Here is a 21,788-nt window from a genome sequence, read left to right on the forward strand (position 1 = left end):
CCTGATAACTGAATTTCTGTGAGTCAACTTTTGAGCAAAGGGTTCACCATGCTGCTGAAAAAAATCGTCATCCTCGCCCTCGCCTCCATGCTGGCTACTTCCGCCTTTGCGGCTGAGGAAGCCGGCGCTACTTCCGCTGCGGGCTCGTCGGCTGCAGGCACCACCAGCGCCGCCGCCGCAGGCGCTGCCGGCACCACTGCCGGCATCGCCGGTCTCAGCGTAGGCACCATCGCCGCCATCGGCGCAGCCGTCGCCGCAGCTGTTGCCGTCTCCAGCAACAGCAACTCTTCGTCAAGCCACTCGGCGGCGACCCACCACTAAGCAGCCCAGCAGTATCGGCAAGCCAAGCGGCCCGACTTAAAAAGTTGGATCGCTTGGCTTAGCTTGGCTTTCGCTTTAAAGCCCCTGTCCATTACGGGCTTGTCTTGCAAAAAATTAATGCCTTTGTCATTTAATTAAATAAAAAATTAACCGTACCCATAAAACAGCAAAAACCTTGCACCTAGCTTCACTTGACATTAGGGGGCCGCCTTTGGGCGCGCATATTAAGTAGCACCAGCTACATCCAAGCTTGGACCGCGGTACATGCATAATAAATCCAGGTCTTATCTGGTCACGGGGGCTTTATGGGGGGGACTGCCGTTGTTCCTCGCCTGCAACGCATTTGCCCAGCCATCGCTGACAGGGCAAATCGGTTATATCAACATGCCGTCGGCTCGCGTCGGCGAAGACGGCACCTTCAGCCTAGGCTATGGCTACGACAAGCCATACGGCATTCTCTGGACCTCGACTACCGTACTGCCATGGCTTGAGGTATCTGGACGCTACACATCGATCTCCGGCGTGCCCGGCTTCACCGACTCTCAATATGGCGGGGGCTATGGTCGCTTTAAAGACAAAGCGATCGATTTGAAATTCCGCTTGCTGGAAGAGTCGTCTTTTCTGCCGGAAATTGGACTCGGCATGACCGACATACAGGGAACCCGGCTGTGGAAAGGTTCTTATCTCGTAGCTAGCAAAAATGTGCTGCCCGGGCTTGAGACTTCTGTTGGCGTGGGTTCAGGCCGTATTCAAGGCGCATTCGGCGGCATCCGTTACACGCCAGCCGTTCTGCCCAATTGGTCGCTGGTTGCCGAGTATGACGCCAACAACTATCGCCAAGATCCTTTTTCAAGCCAGACCTCCGCTGCGCAAAGAAATAAAGGACCTGCAATTGGCCTGGAATACCAGTGGGGCTGGCTGGGGCTTCAAGTCGCCCGGCAGAAAACCCACACCAGCGTCAACGCCAGGCTGGACATTCCGCTCAACCTGAAAGAATTTGTCCCCAAGATACAAGAGCCAGCCTATTTCACCGGGGCTCCGGATCTGCCATCCCGTCCCACCCTGGCGCAATGGCAAAGCGATTCGGACCGGGCGCAGCAACTGGCCACCGCCCTCGGCAAACAGGACTTCAAGAACATTCGAATCGCGATGCAGCGCGACAGCCTGGTCATGGAACTGGGCAACGGTCGCATCTCCAATGTCGGCAGGGCAGTCGGCCGGGCCGTGCGTACCGCCCTCTATTTCGCTCCGCTGGAAACCCGCGAAATCAAGGTGGTTTACACCGAACAGGAACAGCCCGTCGCAACTTACAGTTTCTATGATCTCGCCACGCTTAACGATTATCTGCTGGGAAAGGTCAACCGTAGCCGCTTCCTGCAAACGGTCAATATCAAGCCCGGCCGCGACGAAGAAGTTCAGCCTCTGGACAGCCGAACGCTGGCGCAGACACTCCGCGAAGGCATAGATGTCAATCTGCTGACCAACCCGGAAGGAGACTTGATCCAAGTCACCAGCGACGATACCGAAGACAATCGCTTCCATCTCGCGCCCAAAATGGGTGCCTATTTCAACGACCCCAGCGGCGCCCTCCATTACGACATCATGGCGGAAGCCACCTACAAGCGCCGCATGGGCAAGGGCCTGTATCTGGACAGCGCGCTGAGCGCCAACCTGTACAACACCATCACCGAGGTCAAGCAGCCTTCGAACAGCCTGCTGCCCCATGTCCGTTCCGACATCGCCGATTACAAACGCGTCAAAACCCCGAAGCTGAACCGCCTGCTGCTCAATCAGTACATGAACATGTCGCCGAGCACATACGCCCGCGTTTCAGTCGGACTGTACGAGGAAATGTTCCGCGGCGCCGGCGGACAAATTCTGTACTACCCCAACGCCAACAAGAACTGGGCGGTGGACCTAGCGGTCGACGCGCTGCAGCAACGCGACGTCCAAGGCTGGTTCGGCAAACGCGACTACCAAACCGTCACCGCGCTGGCCTCGCTGCATTACCAACTGCCGATGGGCATCACGGCGACGATGCGCGGCGGCCGCTTCCTGGCCAAGGACGATGGCGTCCGACTGGAAATCAAACGCCGTTTCCGTTCCGGCATCGAGGCGGGCTTCTGGTACACCAAAACCAATGGCAACGACATCACCAGTCCCGGCACGCCGGCGAAGCCGTATAGCGACAAGGGCCTGTTCTTTTCCATTCCGCTGAACAGCCTGCTGACTCTGGACAATCGCACAGTCGGAAACTTTTCCCTTGCCCCATGGACCCGCGACGTAGGGCAAATGGTGATGTCGCCGGGCGATCTCTATGAAATGCTGAGCGATCCCAAACGCGACATCGACAGCTACGACGGTCTTGGCAATTTCGCCGAGAGGCCGGACGAGCAGAACCTGCCGCAAGTCACGCCGCCTCAACCCAGCTACCATCCCTGGCCTGTGATCCGCCTGCGCCTGGAGGACAGCGGCAATCGCTGGCTGGAGTTGGATGACAAGGGCGCAGCGCTGGCCGCCGCCGCCGTCGCCACGTTCGCCGCAGCAGGTCTGGATCGTCCGGTAGACCGGTTTTTCAGCAAACGTCAGGACAACCGCCTGATCCGGAACTGGGGCAAGCTGGGCAAGGATCTTCCCATCGCCGCGGCCGCTCTGTCCGGCGCCGCGTTCGCGCTGGGCGACGACAGGCTGAGCAATACCGGGCTGATCGCGCTGGAGTCGAGCGTCGCCGCCGTCGCCGGCAACTCGGTTCTGAAACTAGCCGTCAATCGCGCCCGTCCTGGCAGCGGCGGCGACAGCACATGGCGCACCCAGGAGCCGGGAGAATCGCGGCTGCAAAGCAGCTTCACCTCCAACCACTCCGCCGTGCTGTTCGCCTCCGTCACGCCGTTCGCCAAGGAATACGATCAACCCTGGCTATATGGCGTGGCCGCGCTGGGCGCTGCGGGGCGAGCGGCCAGCCGCGACCACTGGCTGTCCGACGTCACGGCAGGCGGCCTGCTTGGCTACGCGATGGGTAATTGGCTGTGGCAAGCCCAACGCAACGACAGCCGATACCGCAGCAGCCTGATCGCCACGCCCAAACAGCTGGGCATGCAAATAGAAGTCCCTCTCCGATAAGTCTGAACAATAGGAACCCCGACCATGACTGCGCGTATCCTGAAATCGAGTGGAAAATCCCTTCTGGCGCTCTGCCTGCTGAGCAGCAGCATCCATCTGCATGCGGCGGGATCCGGAACCGTCAATTATCCGAACCCCAGCATGCCCAGCTACGAGGCCGACAACCTAAATGGTCTTCCATCGATAAATAACATGCCATCGTCCGCCCAGGCGCCGGACAAGAAGTCCGGCGACAGCCGGTCGCAATACTTGTCAGGCTACCAGGTGGACGACAACGGTTATGCAATCAATGCGCTTGATGGAAAACCCAAGCTCCCCCCCTTCACCGACTACGTGCGAAAAGCCACGGAACAGACGCTGCCGCTATTCGGCAGCCGCTTGTTCCGCAACCCCGGCAACGCCTTCGAGGCAGCGGACGGCGTGCAGGTCAATCCGGACTACGTGATCGGCAGCGGCGACCAATTGCAGGTCAAGGGCTGGGGCATGGTGGATATCGACCTGACTTTGACAGTCGATCGCAACGGCGCTATTTACCTTCCGCGGGTAGGCAGCGTCGCCGTGGCGGGCGTGCGCTACCGGGATCTTCAGGCGACGCTCAAGAAGAGCGTCAGCCGCGTCTTCAACAATTTCGACCTCAGCGTCAGCCTGCTGCAAAGCCGGGCGGTCCAGGTCTATGTCGTCGGCCACGCGCGCCAGCCCGGCAGCTATACGCTGAACGCGATGAGCACCCTGTTCAACGCCGTGCTGAAGGCAGGGGGACCGGACGACAGCGGCAGCCTGCGCAACGTGACCCTGATGCGGGATGGCCGCGCCGTCGCCAAGGTCGACCTGTACGGCATCCTGGTGAACGGCGACAAATCCGCCGATCAGACCTTGCGCGACGGCGACGTGGTCCAGATTCCCGCAGCCGGCCCGCGCGTCGCCCTGCTGGGCGACGTCAAGACGCCGGCCATCTACGAATTCCGCCCCGGCGAAACCGCCAGCGACCTGCTGCACTGGGCCGGCGGCCTGGAGTCCGCCGCCGAAGGCAAGGAGCTGCTGCTGGAAAAAAGCGTGGACAACCGCTTCGTCAACCTCGTTCGCAACCAGAGCTCCACCCAGGGGCTGAGCGCCGTCGCGCTGAACGCGGGTGACATCTTCCGCCTGCATGTCCCGGGCGCGCAGGCAGTCGGCGTGCTGCGGGGGGATGAGTTCGTCACCGTAGGCGGAGAGGTCAAGCAGACCGGCACCTTCCAGATCCGCCGCGGAGAGACGTTGCGCCAGCTGATCATGCGCTTGGGCGGCGTGGATGAAGACGGCTACGTCTTCGCGACCATCATGAAGCGGGAAAGCATACGCCTGATGCAACAGCAAAAACTGGACGAGGTCGCCAATCGTTTTGAAAAGGAACTGGAGCAAACCGCGTCCTTGAGGCTGGCGAAACTCACAGACAAGGACACCATCGCTGCCGTCAATGCAGAAGTCGAAGGCCAGCGCCAGATCGCGAAGAAAATGCGCGCGGTCAAATCGGAAGGGCGCGTGGTACTGGAACTGAAAGACGCGGACGCTCAGGCCAAGGACTTGCCTGATCTGGAGCTGCAGGATGGCGACCAAATCGAGATTCCCCGCCGCCCGGGCACCGTCTACGTACTGGGCGCCGTCTACCAGAACAATGCCTTCATCTACCGTCCCCAGCGTTCGGTTGGCGATTATGTGTCGCTAGCCGGAGGCGTGATGAACTCCGGCGACAAGTCGTCCACCTATGTATTGCGCGCCGACGGCACCGTCGCCAGCAGCGACAGCGGCGGCTGGTTCTCCGGCGTCAGCGGCAAGCGGGTCAATCCGGGCGACACCATCGTAGTTCCGGAAGAGCTCAATAGCGGCAGTTGGACCCAATCCCTGAAGGAATGGACCAGCATTCTGTACCAGTTCGGCCTCGGCGCTGCCGGCCTGAAGGTATTGAAATAAGCTCCGATCTCCAGCATGAGGGAATGAATCATGACAAGCCAGACACATAACCAGGCAGGCGACGAAGTCAATCTGCTGGCACTGCTGTCCATGCTGCAGAAGTACAAGCGCTGGATCGCCATCAGCACCGTGCTGTTCGGCAGCGCCGCATTAGCTTACGGCCTGCTGGCCAAGCCCATCTTCACCGCCAGCAGCTCCATCATGCCTCCCCAGCAGCAGAGCAGCGGCATGGGCGCGCTGCTGGGACAACTGGGAGGGCTGGCCGGCATGGCGGGAGGGATCAGCGGCTTGAAAAATCCCAACGATCTCTATATCGGCATGCTGCAAAGCCGCACCATCGCCGACCGCCTGATCAAGCGCCTCCAGTTGAAGGAGCGTTATCAGCAGAAAACGCTGGACGGGGCCCGTCAAGCCCTGAAAAGCCGGACAGTCATCATCAATGGCAAAGATGGACTGATCAACATCAATGTCGACGACCCCGATCCTCGATTCGCGGCCCAGCTCGCCAACGCCTACATCGACGAACTGAAACAGTTGAATCAGGTTCTGGCCATGACGGATGCCGCCAAACGGCGTCTATTCTTCGAGCAACAGCTGAAACAAGCCAAAGAGCAATTGACCAGCGCGGAAACCGCCCTGCGCCAAACCCAGGAAAAAACCGGCCTGATCCAACCGGAAGGCCAGCTGCCCGCCATTGTCGGCTCAGTGACTCAGCTGCGCGCCAGCATCGCCGCCAAGGAGGTTCAACTGGAGGCGATGCGCAGCTACGCCACGCAGCAGAATCCGCTATACATCCGCACGGAGCAGGAGTTGAGCGGGCTGCGCGAACAACTGACAAAACTGGAAACGGGAAAAGAGGGGCGCGGCGACCTGATGGTCCCCACCGGAAAAATGGCGCAAAGCGGCCTGGAATACCTGCGCCGCCTGAGAGAAGTCAAATATCAGGAAACCATTTTCGAGCTATTGGCCAAGCAATACGAGCTGGCCAAGATGGATGAAGCCAAGGATTCGTCGTTGATCCAGGTGTTGGACAGCGCTGTGCCCCCGGAACTGAAAAGCAAGCCCAGCCGCAGCCTGATCCTGGCCACCGGATTGCTGCTGGGCTTTCTGTTTGGCGCCGTGGGCTCCTTGCTGCACGCCAAGTTCTTCGGGGACAGGCAAACCCTCAAACGGCCCGAGCCGGCTCCCGCTCTCGCGCTGCGCAACGAGCATTGAAAAACCCGGCCGACCTTCCCGTCGGCTCACGCCCTCTCCGCCGCCTGAATCCGCCGCCGATACCCCATCCGGCAGATGAATCCCAATACCAGCAGCAGATTCATCACCAGGGCCAGCCTCAAGGGGCTGGCCCAAGCCAGGGGCGCGATCGCGCCGGCCACCAGACTGGACACCATGGTCTGGCAAAAGCCCTGCAGCGACGACGCGGTCCCGCGCAGCGCCGGAAACTGATCCATCAGGTTCAACGTGATAGACGGCGCCGCCAGCGACATGCCGGTGGTGTACAGCGCCAGCGGCAGCACCGCCCACGGCAGCGTCTGCTCGGCGGCAAACAGGTTGTACGCCAGATTGGCCAGCGCCGCGGCGAACATCAGCAGATAAGCGCGCGACACCACCTCCCGCGGCGAGAAATGTCCGGCCATGCGCCCTGACAGATAAGCGCCGAACATGATCCCCGACACCGCCGGCCCGAACAGCCACAGAAACTCGGTCGGCCCCAGATGCAGGTGCTGCATCAAAAAGACCGGCGCCGACGGCACATACAGGAAGAAGCCGGCGAAATTGAACGACACCGCCGCGGTCAGCAACTGGAAATTGACCGTGCGCCCGACCGTCCAATAACTGGCCAGCAGAGGGCGCGGATGCAAGGGCTGCCGCGCCGCCTTCGGATGGGTCTCCGGCAGGCCGAACCAGCACAGCGCGAACAGCGCGAAGCCGATAAGCGCCATGAACGCGAAGATGGAATGCCAGCCGAAAGCGCCGAACAGCCAGCCGCCCACCACCGGCGCGATCGCCGGCGACAGCGAAAACAACATGGTCACCTGAGACATCAGCCGCTGCGCCGCCGCGCCTTCCAGCCGGTCGCGGATGATGGCCCGGCCGACCACCAGGCCGGCGCCGCCGCACAACCCCTGCAGCGCGCGGAACAACAATAACTGGCCCAGGGTATCGGACAACGCGCACCCGACGGAAGCCAGGCCGAACAGCAGCGTGGTCGCCAGTATCACCGGCCGGCGGCCCACCGCGTCCGAAATCGAGCCATGCCACAGCATCATCAACGCGTAGCAGAACAGATAGACCGTCAGCGCCTGCTGCATTTCCAGCGGCGACGCGGACAGCGTGGAGCCGATGGCCCGCATCGCCGGCAGGAAGGTGTCGATGGAAAACGGGCCCAGGGTGGACAAGCCGGCCAGCAGCGCGGCCAAGCCGAAGTGTGTGCGGGAAGAGCGGGACATGACGTAAGAATCTCGGATAATGTTCGAATGGTAACGGTTGATGCCGCGCTTGCCAAACCCAGTCGGGAAACTTGGCAGGCCGGCGCTTTCATGCCACGATGCGCGCCCCTTCCCAACCCACAAACAGCGGGTTATGCTGCCAATCATGCCGCAGCGGCCCGGATCAACCACAAGGGAGAAGCCACATGATCCGTCTCTACCACAATCCCAAGTGCTCGAAATCCCGCGCCGCCCTCAGCCTGCTGGAAGAAGCCGGCGCCGAGGTCGAAGTCATCGAATACCTGAAGCATCCCCCCAGCTATGAAGAGTTGGACCAGTTGCTGGGCATGCTGGGCCTGGAGCCTCGCGAGCTGATGCGCCAGAAAGAGGAGGAATACGCCGACCTCTACCTGGACGACATCACGCTGGAACGCAAGCACCTGATCGCCGCGATGGTGGACAACCCCAGCCTGATCGAACGCCCCATCGCCATCGCCGGCGGCCGCGCCGTGATCGGCCGCCCGCCCGAGCAGGTGCTCAAGCTGCTGGGCGAATAAACCCATGCGGCGGCGGCCCTCCCGCAGCCGCCGCGCCTTTTCCTTCCCGCCTCTCTCTTTCTAGCCTCTCCCGCCCGGATTTCCCTGCAGCCACCAGATAAACCATTGTCATTTCGCCACACTTTCCCTGTCCATTTCATTAGCAGGATTACTATTACTTGAAAAATAATACCGTACGTTACTAAAATGGCGGCATGAGTCCAAACAAGTCCTTTTCCCAGTTGGAGCAGGCGATCAGCCGCGTCGAAGCCCGCTTCCCCGGCGTGCCACGCCAGGAAGTGATCCTGACCCGCCTGATCTTCCACATCGTGCCGCGGCTGACCGCCCATTTGTGCGAGTGCCTGAAGCAGCACGGCCTCAACGAGACGGTGTGGATGGCGCTGCTCGCCTTGTACGCCTGTCCGAACCAGATGCTGAATCCGTCGGATATCAGCGAAACGCTGGATTCCTCGCGCACCAACGCCACCCGCATCGCGGATGAATTGGTGAAGAACGGCTGGGCCGCCCGCTCGGCCAGCGCCGAGGACAGGCGCAAGATCGTGCTGGAGCTGACACCCGCCGGCGTGGCGCTGGTGGAAGGCCTGCTGCCCTACTCGCGCGAAATCCATCGCTCGCTGTGGACGGACTTCGAGGCCGATGAGAAAGCCGAACTGGAACGGCTGATGCGCAAGCTGCTGAGTAAGCTCGGCGGCTGAGCCCGCGCTTTTTCGCTCACATAATAACTTGGGTGATTATCTACTGGATTAATCAGCCCCGGACCGACATGCATCATTGATGGAGACCGACAAGGTGAACAAGAAATCCTGGCCACAAGCCGCCGGGGTGTTGCTGATCAGCGCTGTGCTGAGCGGCTGCGCCAGCTTCGGCACAGACGCCGCCCCCGACCAGATGGTGGGCGCCGACCAGCTCAAGCTGGCCGTCGCCGGCCAACAGAACGTCCGCGCCGACTGGTGGCGCCAATTGAACGACCCCGAGCTCGACCGCCTGGTGGAGGCGACGCTGAAAGACTCGCCGTCGCTGAAGCTGGCCGACGCGCGCCTGCGCCAGGCGCGCGCCGCCGTCGGCATCGTGGAAAGCAAGGACGGCCCGCAGCTGGACGCGCTCGCCAACGCCGTGCAGATCCACGCCGACCCGCTCAAAGCCATCCCGCACAACGACAAGGACTACATCAACGCCTACACCGCGGCGCTGATGGGCAGTTGGGAATTCGACTTCTGGGGCAAGAACCACGCGGCCGTCAGCGCCGCGCTCGGCCAGCAGCAGGCCATCGCCTACGAAGGCCAGCAGACCCGCTTGCTGCTGACCCAGGCCGTGGTCGCTCAGTACACCCAGCTGCAGCGCAGCCTGGCCCAGTCCAAGCTGCTGTCCCAACGCCTGGCCATCGCCCAGAGCCGCCAGAAGCTGACCCAGGCCCGCATCAACGCCGGCCTGCTGCCGGGCGACAACCAGCGCGGCAACGAAGTGTCGATCGAGCGGCTGCAACAGCAGCAAAGCGCGCTGGACAACGACATCGCCCGCAGCCGCCACGCGCTGGCCGCGCTGACCGGCCAGGCGCCGCAGCAACAGGACGGCCTGAACCCGGGCCAACTGGACGCCGCGCCGGAGCCGGCGCTGGACAAGCTGGACGCCAACCTGCTGGGCCGCCGTCCCGACATCGCCGCCCAGCGCGCCCGCGTCGAATCGATGTCCGCCTCGGTCAAGGAAGCGCGCGCCGAGTTCTACCCCAACGTCAAGCTGACCGTGTTCGCCGGCCAGAGCTCGCTGCAAATGGACCAGCTGTGGAAGAGCGAATCGTCGCTGTGGGGCTTCATGCCGGCCATCAGCCTGCCGATCTTCCACTCCGGCCAGCTGCAGTCCAACCTGTCCAAGCAGCAGGCCGGCTACGACATGGCGGTGCAGCAATACAACCAGGCGGTGTTCGACGCGCTGCGCGACGCCTCCGACGCGGTGTCCGGCTGGCAGAACAGCCAGCGCCAGCTGCGGCAGACCGAACGCGCGCTGCAAAGCAGCCGCAAAGCCAATGACTCGATGGCCGCCCGCCTGCGCGCCGGCCTGATCAACAAACTGTCGCTGCTGGACTCTCAGGACGCGCTGCTGAGCCAGCAATCCTCCAACATCGACGCCAAGGCCGCCAGCCGCCTGGCCTGGGCCACCCTGAACACCGCATTGGGCGGCGGTTTCGACAACCAGACCGCCACCCGCTAAGGACACACATCAAATGGATCAGAAACTGGAAACCGCGAAGAGCCGCAAACGCAACCTGCTGGTGGCCACCACCCTGTTCGCCGCCATCGCCATCGGCTACGGCGCTTACTGGTCATTGGTGCTGAGCCACCAGGAAGACACCGACGACGCCTATGTCGGCGGCCACCTGGTGCAGGTCACCCCGGAAGTGGGCGGCACCGTCGCCAAGATCCTGGTCGACGACACCGTGGCGGTGAAGGCCGGCCAGGTGCTGGTCAGCTACGACAACAGCGACGCCCAGCTGGCCTTCGAGCGCGCCCGCAACGAATTCGCCCAGACCGTGCGCCAGACCCGCCAGCTGATGGCCAACAGCCTGCAGCTGGATGCCCAGGTGGCGCTGCGCCAGGCCGAGCTGTCCCGCGCCGAATCCGACCTGAAACGCCGCAAGCAGCTGGCCGGCAGCGAGGCGATGTCCGCCGAAGAACTGGGACACGCGAGCGACGCCGCCGCCGCCGCCCAGGCCGCGCTGGCCGCCGCGCAGGAACAGGCCAAGGCCGGCCTGGCGCTGGTGGGCAAGGACGAGCTCGCGCATCAGCCGGCGGTCAAAGCCGCCGCCAGCCGCCTGAAGGAAGCCTGGCTCGCGCTGCAGCGCACCGAGATCAAGTCGCCGGTGAACGGCACCGTCGCCCGCCGCAACGTGCAGGTGGGCCAGCGCGTCGCCGCCGGCACGCCGCTGATGGCCGTGGTGCCGCTGGAGCACCTGTGGGTGGACGCCAACTTCAAGGAAGGCCAGCTGGCCAAGATCCGCATCGGCCAGCCGGTGGAGCTGAAGTCCGACCTGTACGGCGGCAAGGTGGTCTACCACGGCAAGGTGCAGGGCCTGTCCGCCGGCACCGGCAGCGCCTTCTCGCTGCTGCCGGCGCAGAACGCCACCGGCAACTGGATCAAGGTGGTGCAGCGCGTGCCGGTTCGCATCGCGCTCGACCCCAAGGATCTGCAGGAGCACCCGCTGCGCGTCGGCCTGTCGATCGACGCGGTGGTGGACACCAGCAACCAGGACGGCAAATCGCTGGCCGAAGCCGCCCCGGCAACCGTGGTCAGCGAACACAACGGCACCCTGCCCGACCTGAAGCAGGCCGATAAGCTGGTCGCCGAAATCCTGGCCGCCAACGCCGGCAAGTAAGGACGCCCACCCATGAACCATCCGCCACTGAGCGGCTCGAAACTGGTCTGGATCACGCTGGCGCTGTCGATGTCGGTGTTCATGCAAGTGCTGGACACCACCATCGCCAACGTGGCGCTGCCCACCATTTCGGGCAACCTCGGCGCCGCCACCAGCCAGGGCACCTGGGTGATCACCTCGTTCGGCGTCGCCAACGCCATCGCCGTGCCGCTGACCGGCTGGCTGGCCAAGCGCTTCGGCGAGGTGAAGCTGTTCACCGCGTCCACGCTGCTGTTCGTGCTGACCTCCTGGCTGTGCGGCATGTCCGGCAGCCTGGAAATGCTGATCTTCTTCCGCGTGCTGCAAGGCGCGGTGGCCGGTCCGATGATTCCGCTGTCGCAGAGCCTGCTGCTGTCGTGCTACCCGCCGGCCAAGAAGAGCATGGCGCTGGCGCTATGGGCGATGACGGTGATCGTCGCGCCGGTGTTCGGCCCGATTCTGGGCGGCGTGATCAGCGACAACTGGCACTGGGGCTGGATTTTCTTCATCAACGTGCCGGTGGGCCTCGCCGCCGCCTTCATCTCCTGGCGCATCCTGAAAAGCCGCGAAACCGACACTTTCGACCTGCCCATCGACAAGCTCGGCCTGGCCTTGCTGGTGATCGGCGTCGGCTCGCTGCAGATGGTACTGGACCGCGGCAAGGAGCTGGACTGGTTCAACTCCGCCGAGGTCGTCACCCTGGCGGTGATCGCCTTCCTGGCGCTGACTTATCTGGTGATCTGGGAACTGGGCGAGGAGCACCCCATCGTCGACCTGTCGCTGTTCAGCCAGCGAAACTTCACCGTCGGCACCGTCGCGATCAGCCTGGGCTTCATGCTGTACTTCGGCGCCGTGGTGCTGCTGCCCTTGATGCTGCAAACCCAACTGGGCTACACCGCCACCTGGGCCGGCCTCGCCGCCGCGCCGATCGGCCTGATCCCGGTGGTGCTGTCGCCGATCATCGGCAAGAACGCCCACCGCTGGGACATGCGTTGGGTAGTGACGGTGAGCTTCAGCATCTACGCCATCTGCTTCTTCTGGCGCAGCAACTTCAACACCGACATGGACTTTTCCTACGTGGTGTGGCCGCAGGTGGTGCAGGGCATAGGCGTGGCCTGCTTCTTCATGCCGCTGACGACGATCACGCTGTCCGGCCTGCATCCGTCGCGGATCGCCAGCGCGTCCAGCCTGTCGAACTTCCTGCGCATCCTGGCGGGCAGCATCGGCACCTCGATCACGACGACGATGTGGGACCGCCGCGAAGCGCAACACCACTCCAAGCTGACCGAGCATGTGACGCAGTACGATCCGGCCTCGGTATCGTGGTTCGACACCATGGGCAAGCTGGGTTTGGGCCCCAGCCAGCAACAGGCGCTGACCCAGCTGCAGATCACCAAGCAGGGCTACATCATGGCCGCCAACGAGATCTTCTGGGTTTCCGGCATCCTGTTCGTGCTGCTGATCGCGCTGGTCTGGTTCGCCAAGCCGCCTTTCACGGCGGCCGGCGGCGATAGCGGCGCGCACTAGGACAGGCCGACGCCGCCTTGCCTCGTGGCTTTCTTGGCCTATACGGTTCCGGCTGAAAAACGGGCAAGACCTAGCGGTCTTGCCCGTTTTCATTTCAGATGGCGGTCAAAGGCCGCCATCCCTCGGCCGATCGCCTTGTCGCGGTGCTGGACGCGGTACAGCGTCCGGGTCAACCGCGGCAGGTCGGCGTCCACCTCCACCACGCTGCCGGCGGCCAGCAGATCGGCCACCACGTGCCGCGACAGGCAGCTGACGCCCAGCCCCGCCGCCACCGCATGCTTGATCGCCTCGGAATGGCCCAGCTCCATGCTGATCGATAGCCGCATCAGGTGCGGCAGCAGCACCCGCTCCACTTCCTCCCGGGTGCCGGAACCGGCTTCGCGCAGTATCCACTCCGCCTCGGCCAGCTCCGCCGCCGCCACCTTGCGGCCGGCCAACGGATGCGACACGGCGGCGAACACCAGCAACTCGTCCTGCCGCCAGGGGCTGGCCAACAGTTCCGGATGGTGGCACGGCCCCTCGATCAGGCCGAAATCGACGCGGAACGCCGCCACCGCCTCGACGATGTCGCGGGTATTGGCCACCTCCAGCTCCAGCCGCGCCTGCGGCCAATCCCGGCGGAAAGCGGCCAGCAGCGGCGGCAGCAGGTAGTTGGCGATGGTGGTGCTGGCGCCGATGCGCAAGGCCAGCCCGCCGCCGTCGAACAGGCCCTGGACATCCCCGGCGGCGTCCAGCAGCGCGCGGGCGCGCGGCAGCAGCAGGCGGCCGTGCTCGTTGATCAGCAGCCGCCGCCCGACGCGGTCGAACAGCTTGGCGCCCAGCCCCTGCTCCAGCTTGTCCAGCGCCTGGCTGGCGGCCGACTGCGTCAGCGCCACCCGCTCCGCCGCGCGCGTCACCGTGTCCAATTCCGCCACCGCGACGAACACCTCTAGTTCCCTCAGGCTGATGCGCAGGCTCATGCCGGCTCCTAAGCAGTTTTATTAATGATATCTATTAATTTTATCCGTTTTTTTACTTATCAACAGTGGCGTATCTTGGACATATACCAAAGAGGCATTAGCATATGACCAATTATCGCAACCTGATTCCCGGCCTGGCGCTGTCGCTGGGCCTGGCCGGCGCGGCCATCTGGGCCGCGGAGCTGCCGGCGATGAAAAGCCTGGGCCTGTCCGCCCTCACCCTCGCCATCGTCGGCGGCATGATCGTCGGCAACACTATCTACCGTTTCATCGCCGAGCCCAGCCACCACGGCGTCACCTTCTCCAAGCAGAAGCTGCTGCGCGCCGGCATCATCCTGTTCGGCTTCAAGCTGACTTTCCAGGACATCGCCGCCGTCGGCTTCTCCGGCGTGCTGATCGACGCGCTGGTGCTGACCTCCACCTTCCTGCTGGCTTTCTGGCTGGGCCGCAAAAAACTGGGCCTGGATGAGCAAAGCGTGATCCTGATCGGCGCCGGCAGCTCGATCTGCGGCGCGGCCGCGGTGCTGGCCACCGAGCCGGTGATCAAGGCCCACGCGGAGAAAGTGGCCGTCGCGGTGGCCACCGTGGTGGTGTTCGGCACCGCCGCGATGTTCCTGTGGCCGCTGATGTACGACGCGGTGCGCCACCTGGGCATCTCCGAATTCAGCTACGGCCTGTTCGCCGGCTCCACCATCCACGAAGTGGCGCAGGCCGTCGCCGCCGGCAAATCGGTCAGCGACGCGGCGATGAACACCGCGGTGATCACCAAGATGATCCGCGTGATGATGCTGGCGCCGTTCCTGATCGGCCTGTCCGCCTGGCTGGCCGCCAAGCACAGCGGCGGCAAAACGCAAAAGCAGCCGATCTCCATCCCCTGGTTCGCCGTCGCCTTCCTCGCCGTGGCCGGTTTCAACTCCTTCGACCTGCTGCCGCGCGCGCTGCTGCAACAGATCATCTCGCTGGACAACCTGCTCTTGGCCGCCGCGATGGGCGCGCTGGGCCTGACCACCCACATCTCGGCCATCCGCCAGGCCGGCGCCAAGCCGCTGCTGTTGGCCAGCGCGCTGTTCGGCTGGCTGATCGTCGGCGGCGGCCTGATCAACGCCGGCGTCGCGGCGCTGCTGCATTGACGCCCCTCCACGCCAAGAAAGTACGCATGAAAAAACGCCCGGCGAAACCGGGCGTTTTTCTATGCCGAGCCGCCAGGGCTCAACATGGGCACTTCTTCACGCTCTTGCCGCCATAGCGCTGCTCCTGGCAGTAGCGGAAGAACGCCTCGCGGCTCATCACCTGGGCCTCGGGGTCGAAACGGCGGCGGCTGCTGACATAGACGTCGTAGTCGCGCTGTCCCACCATCAATCGGGCGGTATGCACCACCGCCCGCCACAGTTCAGCCATTGGCGCCTCCCTCCCGGTATACCGCCGGCACTTCCTTGGCCGTCACCCACTTCACCGCCAGCGACTTGCGGATCACCTGGATGCCGAACACCAGCATCGCCAGCACCACCGCCATGAACAGCGCGGTCAGCGTGGCGTCCACATAATCATTGAAGATGATCTGCTGCATTTGCGCCATGTTCTTCGCCGGCGCCAACACCTCGCCCTTGGCGGCGGCGGCGGAGAACTTGTCGGCGTGGGCCAGGAAGCTGATCTTGGGGCTGGAATGGAACAGTTTTTGCCAACCGGCGGTCAGCGTGGCCAGCAGCAGCCAGACGGTGGGAAGCGCGGTCACCCACACGTAGCGCGTCTTCTGCATTTTCACCAGCACCACGGTGGCCAGCGTCAGCGCGATGCCGGCCAGCATCTGGTTGGCGATGCCGAACAGCGGCCACAAGGTGTTGATGCCGCCCAGCGGGTCCACCACGCCCTGGTACAGGAAGTAGCCCCAGGCAGCGACGGCGAGGCCGGTGGCGACGAAGTTGGCCACCCAAGACTCGGTGTTGGCCATCGGCTTGATGAACACGCCCAGCAGGTCCTGAATCATGAAGCGCAGCACGCGGGTGCCGGCGTCTACGGTGGTGAGGATGAACAGCGCTTCGAACAGGATGGCGAAGTGGTACCAGAACGCCATCATGGTCTTGCCGCCGATCACGCCGGACAGGATGTGGGCCATGCCCACCGCCAGCGTCGGCGCGCCGCCGGCGCGCGACAGCACGGTATGCTCGCCGACGTCGGCCGCCAGCTGGGTCAGCGCGTCCGGCGTGATGACGAAGCCCCAGCCGGAGATCACCTGGGCGGCCTCCGCCGCGGTCTTGCCGATCAGGGCCGCCGGGCTGTTCATCGCGAAATAGACGCCCGGGTCCAGCACGCAGGCGGCGATCAGCGCCATGATGGCGACGAAGCTTTCCACCAGCATCGCGCCGTAGCCGATCATGCGGGCGTGGGATTCGTTCTCGATCAGCTTGGGCGTGGTGCCGGAAGCCACCAGCGAGTGGAAGCCGGACACCGCGCCGCAGGCGATGGTGATGAACAGGAAGGGGAACAGGTTGCCGGCGAATACCGGGCCGCTGCCATCGATGAACTTGGTGACGGACGGCATGTGCAGCGGCGGCGCCACGATCAGGATGCCGATGGCCAGGCCGACGATGGTGCCGATCTTGAGGAAGGTGGACAGGTAATCGCGCGGCGCCAGCAGCAGCCACACCGGCAGCACCGAGGCGATGAAGCCGTAGCCGATCAGCGTCCAGGCCAGCGTGGTGCCCTTCAGCGTGAACAGCGGCGCCAGCGTCGCGCTCTTGGCGACGTCCCCGCCGTAGACGATGGCCAGCATCAACAGGATGAAGCCCAGCACCGACACCTCGCCGATCTTGCCCGGACGGATGAAGCGGGTGTACACGCCCATGAACAGCGCGATCGGAATGGTGCAGGCGATGGTGAAGGTGCCCCACGGACTGTCGGCCAGCGCCTTGACCACCACCAGCGCCAGCACCGCCAGCAGGATCACCATGATCATCAGCACGCCGATGGAGGCGATCACGCCGGCGATGTCGCCCATCTCCTGGCGTATCATCTCGCCCAGCGACTTGCCGTCGCGGCGCATCGACAGGAACAGGATGAGGAAGTCCTGCACCGCGCCCGCCAGCATCACCCCGACCAGGATCCACAAGGTGCCCGGCAGGTAGCCCATCTGCGCGGCCAGCACCGGGCCCACCAGCGGGCCGGCGCCGGCGATGGCGGCGAAGTGGTGGCCGAACACCACCCACTTGTTGGTGGGCACGTAATCGAGCCCGTCGTTGAATTTCTCGGCCGGTGTCAGCCGACGCGCGTCGAGCTCCAGCACTTTTTCGGCGATGAAGCGGCCATAGAAGCGGTAGGCGATCGCGTAGACCGACAAGGCGGCCACCACCAGCCATACCGCGTTGATCGTCTCGCCGCGGTTGAGCGCCATCACGGCGAAGGCCGTCGCCCCCGCCAGCGCCACCAGCAGCCAGACCACGCACTGTTTGACCTGTTGCATAAGGAAGTCCCTGTTCTCTCTATTTCTCCCGGCGCTTGCGGCGGCAGCCCATCTGTCCGCCGCGATCCGGCTTGGGTACTGCTGCTTTGATTCTGTCGGCATAGCCGCCGAAACACAAGCCTGCCAGCCCGAACGGCCCGTGTTACTATTTTTGCTGGGAAATCGGGATACCTCGCAATGCCACAACACATTCTGATTGTCGAAGACGACGCCAGACTGGCCGAACTGATCGCCGCCTACCTGACCAAGCACGGTTACCAGGTCAGCCTGCACGGACGCGGCGACACCGCGCCTGCCTTCATCCTGGAAACCCGTCCGGACCTGGTGGTGCTGGACGTGATGCTGCCGGGCAAGGAAGGCTTCGACGTCTGCCGCGATGTCCGCCCCCACTACGGCGGCCGCATCCTGATGATGACCGCGCGCGACGAAGACGTGGACGAGATTCTGGGCCTGGAGCTGGGCGCCGACGACTATCTGGCCAAGCCGGTGGAACCGCGCCGGCTGCTGGCCCGCATCCGCGCGCTGTTGCGCCGCAGCGGCGGCGCCCGCCAGGAGAGCGGCGGCGTCGCCATCGAAAACGACGGCATCATCTTCGGCCAGTTCAGCATCAGCCAGGCCACCCGCGAAGCGTTGCTGGGCGACGAGCAGATCGAGCTGACCACCGCCGAGTTCGACCTGTTGTGGCTGCTGGCCACCCACGCCGGCCAGGTGCTGTCGCGCGACGACATCATGAGCGAGCTGCGCGGCATAGGCTTCGACGGCCTCGACCGCTCGATCGACGCCCGCATCTCGCGGCTGCGCCGCAAGCTGGGCGACAATCCGGACGCGCCGGCGCGGATCAAGACCGTGCGCGGCAAAGGTTATTTGTTTTCTCGCAGCGACTGGGAATAGCTGATGCCGTCCAAGAACCTGCGCGGCTGGCTGCGCCCGTCGCTGGGAACGCTGTTCGCCCGCTACTTTCTGATCACCATGCTGATACAGCTGTTGATCATCATCGGCTTCGGCTTCCTGGTAACCAAGCTGTACGAGAAGAGCGACCAGGCCGGCAAGACCCTGTTCATGCGCGGCACCGTGATGTTGATCCAGGACAGGCTGCGGGAGCAGCCGCCGCAGCGCTGGAACGCCGAGCTGGCCTCCATCGCCAGCCGCTTCAGCTACCCGATCCGGCTGCTTGACCAGCCGCCCGCCGAGCTGGACGACAAGGCGCTGGCGGTGCTGGGCCACGGCCAGTCCTACCTCGACGCGGACAGCCAAATCCTGTACGCGTCGGCGCCGTCGCGCTCCAGGCTGCTGGCGCTGGGGCCGCTGGACATGCAGTCCAGCGACAGCAACTGGATCAGCGAAGACATCGAGGTGCTGCTGATCTGGATGTTGCTGTCCGGCGCCACGCTGGGCACCCTGCTGTACTTCATCCTGCGCCCGCTGTGGACCGACCTGCTGGAAGTGCGGCGCACCGCCGAAGTGTTCGCCGAGGGCGATTTCAGCGCCCGCGCCCGCTCGGCCAAGAGCCGGCTGTTCGCGCCGCTGCCGCTGGCCTTCAACAGCATGGCCTCGCGGCTGGAGCGCCAGCTGGAAACCCGCCAGGCGCTGTCGCACGCCATCGCCCATGAAATCCGCACGCCCATCGCCCGGCTGCGCTTCGGCCTGACCATGCTGGAGGAGGAGGAAGACCCGACGGAGTGGAAGCGCTACCGCGACGGCATGGAGCGCGACATGCTGGAACTGGAAGAACTGATCAGCACCAGCATGGAATTCGCCAAGCTGCGCCGCAGCGAGGTGCCGCTGCACCTGGAAACCGTGGACCTGTTCGACTGGTTCGACGACCTGATCGACCTGGTCACGCCGCTGAAGCCGCCGCACTTGTCGCTGTCGCTGGAATGCCCGCGCGAAGACGGCGCCTTCGACCGCAAGCTGATGTACATCGCCACCCGCAACCTGCTGCTGAACGCGTTCAAGTACGCCCACTCGCAAGTGAGGATGCGGGTCTATCACCAGGGCTCTCAATTGATCATGGAAGTGGACGACGACGGTTGCGGCATCCCGGAGGAAGACCGCGACAAAGTGTTCGAGCCCTTTCTGAGGCTGGACCGCAGCCGCGACCGCGCCACCGGCGGCCATGGCCTGGGCCTGTCCTTCGTGCGCTTGATCGCCGAGCACCACCACGGCCACGCCAGCGCCGGCTCCAGCGAGCTGGGCGGCGCGCGTTTTCGCATGATCATTGCGCAGCCGGCCCCTTGCGGGCAATAAGTCACTCATTGTCACAAAGCATCGACAGGAAGCCCACAGACCGCTCGCCGCCATTTGCCGATAATTCCCATCATTAGAAATGACAGGAATATGCAGAATGGTTTCCTCACGACCGGCGGCGTTGCTGGTGCATGGACTCGGCGGCACGGCCTATGATCTGGGCGCGCTGGGCCGCACCCTGGAAGACGCCGACATCGTTACCCACTCCCCGGTGCTGCCCGGTCACGGCGGCTCGCCGGAAGACCTGCTCGGCGTAGGCTGGGAGGATTGGGTGGAAAGCATTCGCGCCGAATACCGCGCGCTGAAGGCCAAGCACAAAGTGGTTCACCTGGCCGGCGTCTGCCTGGGCGGCCTGGTGGCGCTGGAAGTGGCGCGCCGCGAGAAGCATCAGGACAAGCTGGCGCTGTACGCGCCGCCGGTGTTTCTGGACGGCTGGAGCCTGCCCAAGCTGACCTGGCTGCGCCACGCGGTGTATCACGTTCCCCGGCTGGCCAAGAAAATGCGCGTGCCAGAGGTGTCGCCGTTCGGCATCAAGAACGCCCGCATCCGCAAGGCGATCCAGCAGCGTTTCGAGCGCGGCGACCGCTTCCACTACGCCTACATCCCGCTGATGTGCATCCGTGAAGTGGACCGCCTGCGCCGCCAGTTGCTGCCGCGTCTGGCCGAAATCACCTGTCCCACGCTGATCGTCCACGCCGACGAGGACGACATCACCAGCCCGCGTTCCGCCCACCACCTGATGCAATACCTGGGCGGCCCGGTGGACTTCATGCCGCTGTCCAACAGCTATCACATGGTGATGGTGGACAATGAGCGCGCCGAAGTGCTGCAGCGCAGCCTGAAGTTCTTCAACAGCCAACCCAAGCCGACGCAACCGGTCGAGCAGGCCTGCGGCTGGACCGCATTCGCGGCGGCCTGAGGCCTCCCTCCCCAGCAAACAAAACCGCCCGCAACCTGCGGGCGGTTTTGTTTGCGCCCGGATCCTAGAGACAAGTCCCGGCCAACCTCTTCATGACAAATTGTTCATGTAAGTCCTGTTTTACATTTAGTTACAGAACCTACTCTCACCCTCATCACAAGCCAGACAAATCCGCCGCGTTCTTCCTAGAGAATGTTTACTCTATTAATAAAACCTAATGATTAAAATGAAACACATCATTATCGCATCCGTGTTGAGCCTGTCCGCCCTGACCGCCCACGCCGCCGACAACGGCGCCTACGTGTTCGGCAACCTGGGATACAACGCCAGCAAAATGAAAATGTTCGGCGATACCGGAGGCGTGCAACTGCAAAACAACAAAGCGGGCGGCGCCAGCTGGGAAATCGGCGCCGGCTACCGCATCAGCCCCTACCTGGCGACTGAACTGTCCTACGCCGATTTCGGCAAGATGCAAGGCGACATCGCCACCCCTCGCGGCACCCTCACGCCGTCGATTGCTCTGCGCGCCGAGCGCGTGGCTGTCCTCGGCATTCTGCCGGTGGCGGACAATCTGGAAGTGTTTGGCAAACTCAGCCTGAACAATGTTCATGCCGACACCAAGCTGCAGGGTCCCGCGGGCGCCATCTCCGAGAAGAAAAGCAATGTCAAAGCCGGCGTAGGCTTCGGCGCCAGCTACGCCGTCAACAAGAGCTTGTCCGTGCGCGGCGAATACGAATACATCGCCGCCCGTTACCAGGCAGGGGACGATGCAGGCCTGAAAACCAATGGCATCAATCTGTTCAAAGCCGGCCTGAGCTACCAGTTCTAAGCCGTGCCGATTGCCCGCCGCCCGGCGGGCAATTTTCATTCCCCCTCCGCCTCATCGCCGCGATGCCGCCTCTGCTACAATCTGCCCCAAC

The 21,788-nt window shown here is 63.8% G+C and carries 18 protein-coding genes; 14 read left to right on the forward strand and 4 right to left on the reverse strand.

Features of this window, described 5'->3' with window-relative positions; genetic code table 11:
* Positions 1-48: 48 nt before the first annotated feature.
* The 4 genes from BKX93_RS11505 (at position 49) to BKX93_RS11520 (ending at position 6,603) form a co-directional block, all read left to right on the forward strand.
* Positions 49-321 carry a hypothetical protein gene (locus BKX93_RS11505; RefSeq protein ID WP_070979885.1) on the forward strand — a complete coding sequence of 91 codons (273 nt, stop codon included), beginning with the start codon at positions 49-51 and terminating at the stop codon, positions 319-321.
* Positions 322-585: 264 nt separating this feature from the next.
* The gene (locus tag BKX93_RS11510; RefSeq protein WP_070979886.1) at positions 586-3,441 is read left to right on the forward strand and encodes a YjbH domain-containing protein; all 2,856 of its coding nucleotides are present in this window, start codon (positions 586-588) and stop codon (positions 3,439-3,441) included.
* A gap of 24 nt (positions 3,442-3,465) precedes the next feature.
* On the forward strand, positions 3,466-5,388 hold the full coding sequence (locus tag BKX93_RS11515; RefSeq protein WP_070979888.1) for an SLBB domain-containing protein: 1,923 nt from the start codon (positions 3,466-3,468) through the stop codon (positions 5,386-5,388).
* A 30-nt stretch (positions 5,389-5,418) separates the two neighbouring features.
* On the forward strand, positions 5,419-6,603 hold the full coding sequence (locus BKX93_RS11520; RefSeq protein WP_070979890.1) for a GumC family protein: 1,185 nt from the start codon (positions 5,419-5,421) through the stop codon (positions 6,601-6,603).
* Between the two features lie 26 nt (positions 6,604-6,629).
* Here BKX93_RS11520 and BKX93_RS11525 read toward each other — a convergent pair whose 3' ends face one another.
* Entirely contained in the window at positions 6,630-7,838 is a 1,209-nt protein-coding gene (locus tag BKX93_RS11525) for a multidrug effflux MFS transporter (protein WP_046167621.1), read from the reverse strand.
* A 185-nt stretch (positions 7,839-8,023) separates the two neighbouring features.
* Between BKX93_RS11525 and arsC the strand changes: the two genes are divergently transcribed.
* The 5 genes from arsC to BKX93_RS11550 all read left to right on the forward strand — a co-directional run bounded on the left by arsC (position 8,024) and on the right by BKX93_RS11550 (position 13,286).
* On the forward strand, positions 8,024-8,374 hold the full coding sequence (gene arsC, locus BKX93_RS11530) for an arsenate reductase (glutaredoxin) (protein WP_021476885.1): 351 nt from the start codon (positions 8,024-8,026) through the stop codon (positions 8,372-8,374).
* Between the two features lie 194 nt (positions 8,375-8,568).
* On the forward strand, positions 8,569-9,069 hold the full coding sequence (locus BKX93_RS11535) for a MarR family transcriptional regulator (RefSeq protein ID WP_046156148.1): 501 nt from the start codon (positions 8,569-8,571) through the stop codon (positions 9,067-9,069).
* Positions 9,070-9,163: 94 nt separating this feature from the next.
* Complete coding sequence (locus tag BKX93_RS11540) at positions 9,164-10,579, forward strand: efflux transporter outer membrane subunit (RefSeq protein ID WP_244887266.1); 1,416 nt, start codon at positions 9,164-9,166, stop codon at positions 10,577-10,579.
* Positions 10,580-10,592: 13 nt separating this feature from the next.
* Positions 10,593-11,741 carry an EmrA/EmrK family multidrug efflux transporter periplasmic adaptor subunit gene (locus BKX93_RS11545; RefSeq protein ID WP_070979894.1) on the forward strand — a complete coding sequence of 383 codons (1,149 nt, stop codon included), beginning with the start codon at positions 10,593-10,595 and terminating at the stop codon, positions 11,739-11,741.
* A gap of 12 nt (positions 11,742-11,753) precedes the next feature.
* Positions 11,754-13,286: a DHA2 family efflux MFS transporter permease subunit gene (locus BKX93_RS11550; RefSeq protein WP_070979895.1), complete on the forward strand. Its 1,533-nt coding sequence runs from the start codon at positions 11,754-11,756 to the stop codon at positions 13,284-13,286.
* Between the two features lie 89 nt (positions 13,287-13,375).
* Here the strand turns inward: BKX93_RS11550 and BKX93_RS11555 are convergent, their stop codons facing one another.
* Complete coding sequence (locus BKX93_RS11555) at positions 13,376-14,245, reverse strand: LysR family transcriptional regulator (protein WP_021476890.1); 870 nt, start codon at positions 14,243-14,245, stop codon at positions 13,376-13,378.
* A gap of 104 nt (positions 14,246-14,349) precedes the next feature.
* Here BKX93_RS11555 and BKX93_RS11560 point away from each other — a divergent pair, with 104 nt between their 5' ends.
* Complete coding sequence (locus BKX93_RS11560; RefSeq protein WP_046167625.1) at positions 14,350-15,375, forward strand: YeiH family protein; 1,026 nt, start codon at positions 14,350-14,352, stop codon at positions 15,373-15,375.
* Positions 15,376-15,454: 79 nt separating this feature from the next.
* Here the strand turns inward: BKX93_RS11560 and BKX93_RS11565 are convergent, their stop codons facing one another.
* Both BKX93_RS11565 and BKX93_RS11570 read right to left on the reverse strand, forming a co-directional pair.
* Entirely contained in the window at positions 15,455-15,643 is a 189-nt protein-coding gene (locus BKX93_RS11565; protein ID WP_021476892.1) for a YbdD/YjiX family protein, read from the reverse strand.
* The gene (locus BKX93_RS11570) at positions 15,636-17,702 is read right to left on the reverse strand and encodes a carbon starvation CstA family protein (RefSeq protein WP_070979897.1); all 2,067 of its coding nucleotides are present in this window, start codon (positions 17,700-17,702) and stop codon (positions 15,636-15,638) included. Before BKX93_RS11570 ends, BKX93_RS11565 begins: the two co-directional genes overlap by 8 nt.
* 177 nt (positions 17,703-17,879) lie before the next feature.
* On the opposite strand from BKX93_RS11570, the gene BKX93_RS11575 reads away from it, so the two are divergent.
* The 4 genes from BKX93_RS11575 to BKX93_RS11590 all read left to right on the forward strand — a co-directional run bounded on the left by BKX93_RS11575 (position 17,880) and on the right by BKX93_RS11590 (position 21,697).
* Positions 17,880-18,593: a winged helix-turn-helix domain-containing protein gene (locus tag BKX93_RS11575; protein WP_046156142.1), complete on the forward strand. Its 714-nt coding sequence runs from the start codon at positions 17,880-17,882 to the stop codon at positions 18,591-18,593.
* Positions 18,594-18,596: 3 nt separating this feature from the next.
* Positions 18,597-19,949 carry an ATP-binding protein gene (locus tag BKX93_RS11580; RefSeq protein WP_070979899.1) on the forward strand — a complete coding sequence of 451 codons (1,353 nt, stop codon included), beginning with the start codon at positions 18,597-18,599 and terminating at the stop codon, positions 19,947-19,949.
* A gap of 97 nt (positions 19,950-20,046) precedes the next feature.
* Positions 20,047-20,868, forward strand: coding sequence for an alpha/beta hydrolase (locus tag BKX93_RS11585; RefSeq protein ID WP_046156140.1), 822 nt, complete (start codon positions 20,047-20,049; stop codon positions 20,866-20,868).
* Positions 20,869-21,094: 226 nt separating this feature from the next.
* Entirely contained in the window at positions 21,095-21,697 is a 603-nt protein-coding gene (locus BKX93_RS11590; RefSeq protein WP_070979901.1) for an outer membrane beta-barrel protein, read from the forward strand.
* The last annotated feature ends 91 nt before the right edge of the window (positions 21,698-21,788 follow it).

It is taken from the genome of Chromobacterium vaccinii (genome assembly GCF_001855275.1).
In the GTDB taxonomy this organism is placed as follows: Bacteria; Pseudomonadota; Gammaproteobacteria; order Burkholderiales; family Chromobacteriaceae; genus Chromobacterium; species Chromobacterium vaccinii.

What these genes read in the sequence shown, in the direction of transcription:
- BKX93_RS11510 (WP_070979886.1), top strand. Translation starts at nt 586, where the DNA reads ATGCATAATAAATCCAGGTCTTATCTGGTCACGGGGGCTTTATGGGGG.
- BKX93_RS11535 (WP_046156148.1), top strand. Translation starts at nt 8,569, where the DNA reads ATGAGTCCAAACAAGTCCTTTTCCCAGTTGGAGCAGGCGATCAGCCGC.
- BKX93_RS11515 (WP_070979888.1), top strand. Translation starts at nt 3,466, where the DNA reads ATGACTGCGCGTATCCTGAAATCGAGTGGAAAATCCCTTCTGGCGCTC.
- BKX93_RS11570 (WP_070979897.1), bottom strand. Translation starts at nt 17,702, where the DNA reads ATGCAACAGGTCAAACAGTGCGTGGTCTGGCTGCTGGTGGCGCTGGCG.
- BKX93_RS11550 (WP_070979895.1), top strand. Translation starts at nt 11,754, where the DNA reads ATGAACCATCCGCCACTGAGCGGCTCGAAACTGGTCTGGATCACGCTG.
- BKX93_RS11580 (WP_070979899.1), top strand. Translation starts at nt 18,597, where the DNA reads ATGCCGTCCAAGAACCTGCGCGGCTGGCTGCGCCCGTCGCTGGGAACG.
- BKX93_RS11565 (WP_021476892.1), bottom strand. Translation starts at nt 15,643, where the DNA reads ATGGCTGAACTGTGGCGGGCGGTGGTGCATACCGCCCGATTGATGGTG.
- BKX93_RS11555 (WP_021476890.1), bottom strand. Translation starts at nt 14,245, where the DNA reads ATGAGCCTGCGCATCAGCCTGAGGGAACTAGAGGTGTTCGTCGCGGTG.
- BKX93_RS11560 (WP_046167625.1), top strand. Translation starts at nt 14,350, where the DNA reads ATGACCAATTATCGCAACCTGATTCCCGGCCTGGCGCTGTCGCTGGGC.
- BKX93_RS11585 (WP_046156140.1), top strand. Translation starts at nt 20,047, where the DNA reads ATGGTTTCCTCACGACCGGCGGCGTTGCTGGTGCATGGACTCGGCGGC.
- BKX93_RS11525 (WP_046167621.1), bottom strand. Translation starts at nt 7,838, where the DNA reads ATGTCCCGCTCTTCCCGCACACACTTCGGCTTGGCCGCGCTGCTGGCC.
- BKX93_RS11520 (WP_070979890.1), top strand. Translation starts at nt 5,419, where the DNA reads ATGACAAGCCAGACACATAACCAGGCAGGCGACGAAGTCAATCTGCTG.
- BKX93_RS11545 (WP_070979894.1), top strand. Translation starts at nt 10,593, where the DNA reads ATGGATCAGAAACTGGAAACCGCGAAGAGCCGCAAACGCAACCTGCTG.
- BKX93_RS11575 (WP_046156142.1), top strand. Translation starts at nt 17,880, where the DNA reads ATGCCACAACACATTCTGATTGTCGAAGACGACGCCAGACTGGCCGAA.
- BKX93_RS11505 (WP_070979885.1), top strand. Translation starts at nt 49, where the DNA reads ATGCTGCTGAAAAAAATCGTCATCCTCGCCCTCGCCTCCATGCTGGCT.
- BKX93_RS11590 (WP_070979901.1), top strand. Translation starts at nt 21,095, where the DNA reads ATGAAACACATCATTATCGCATCCGTGTTGAGCCTGTCCGCCCTGACC.
- arsC (WP_021476885.1), top strand. Translation starts at nt 8,024, where the DNA reads ATGATCCGTCTCTACCACAATCCCAAGTGCTCGAAATCCCGCGCCGCC.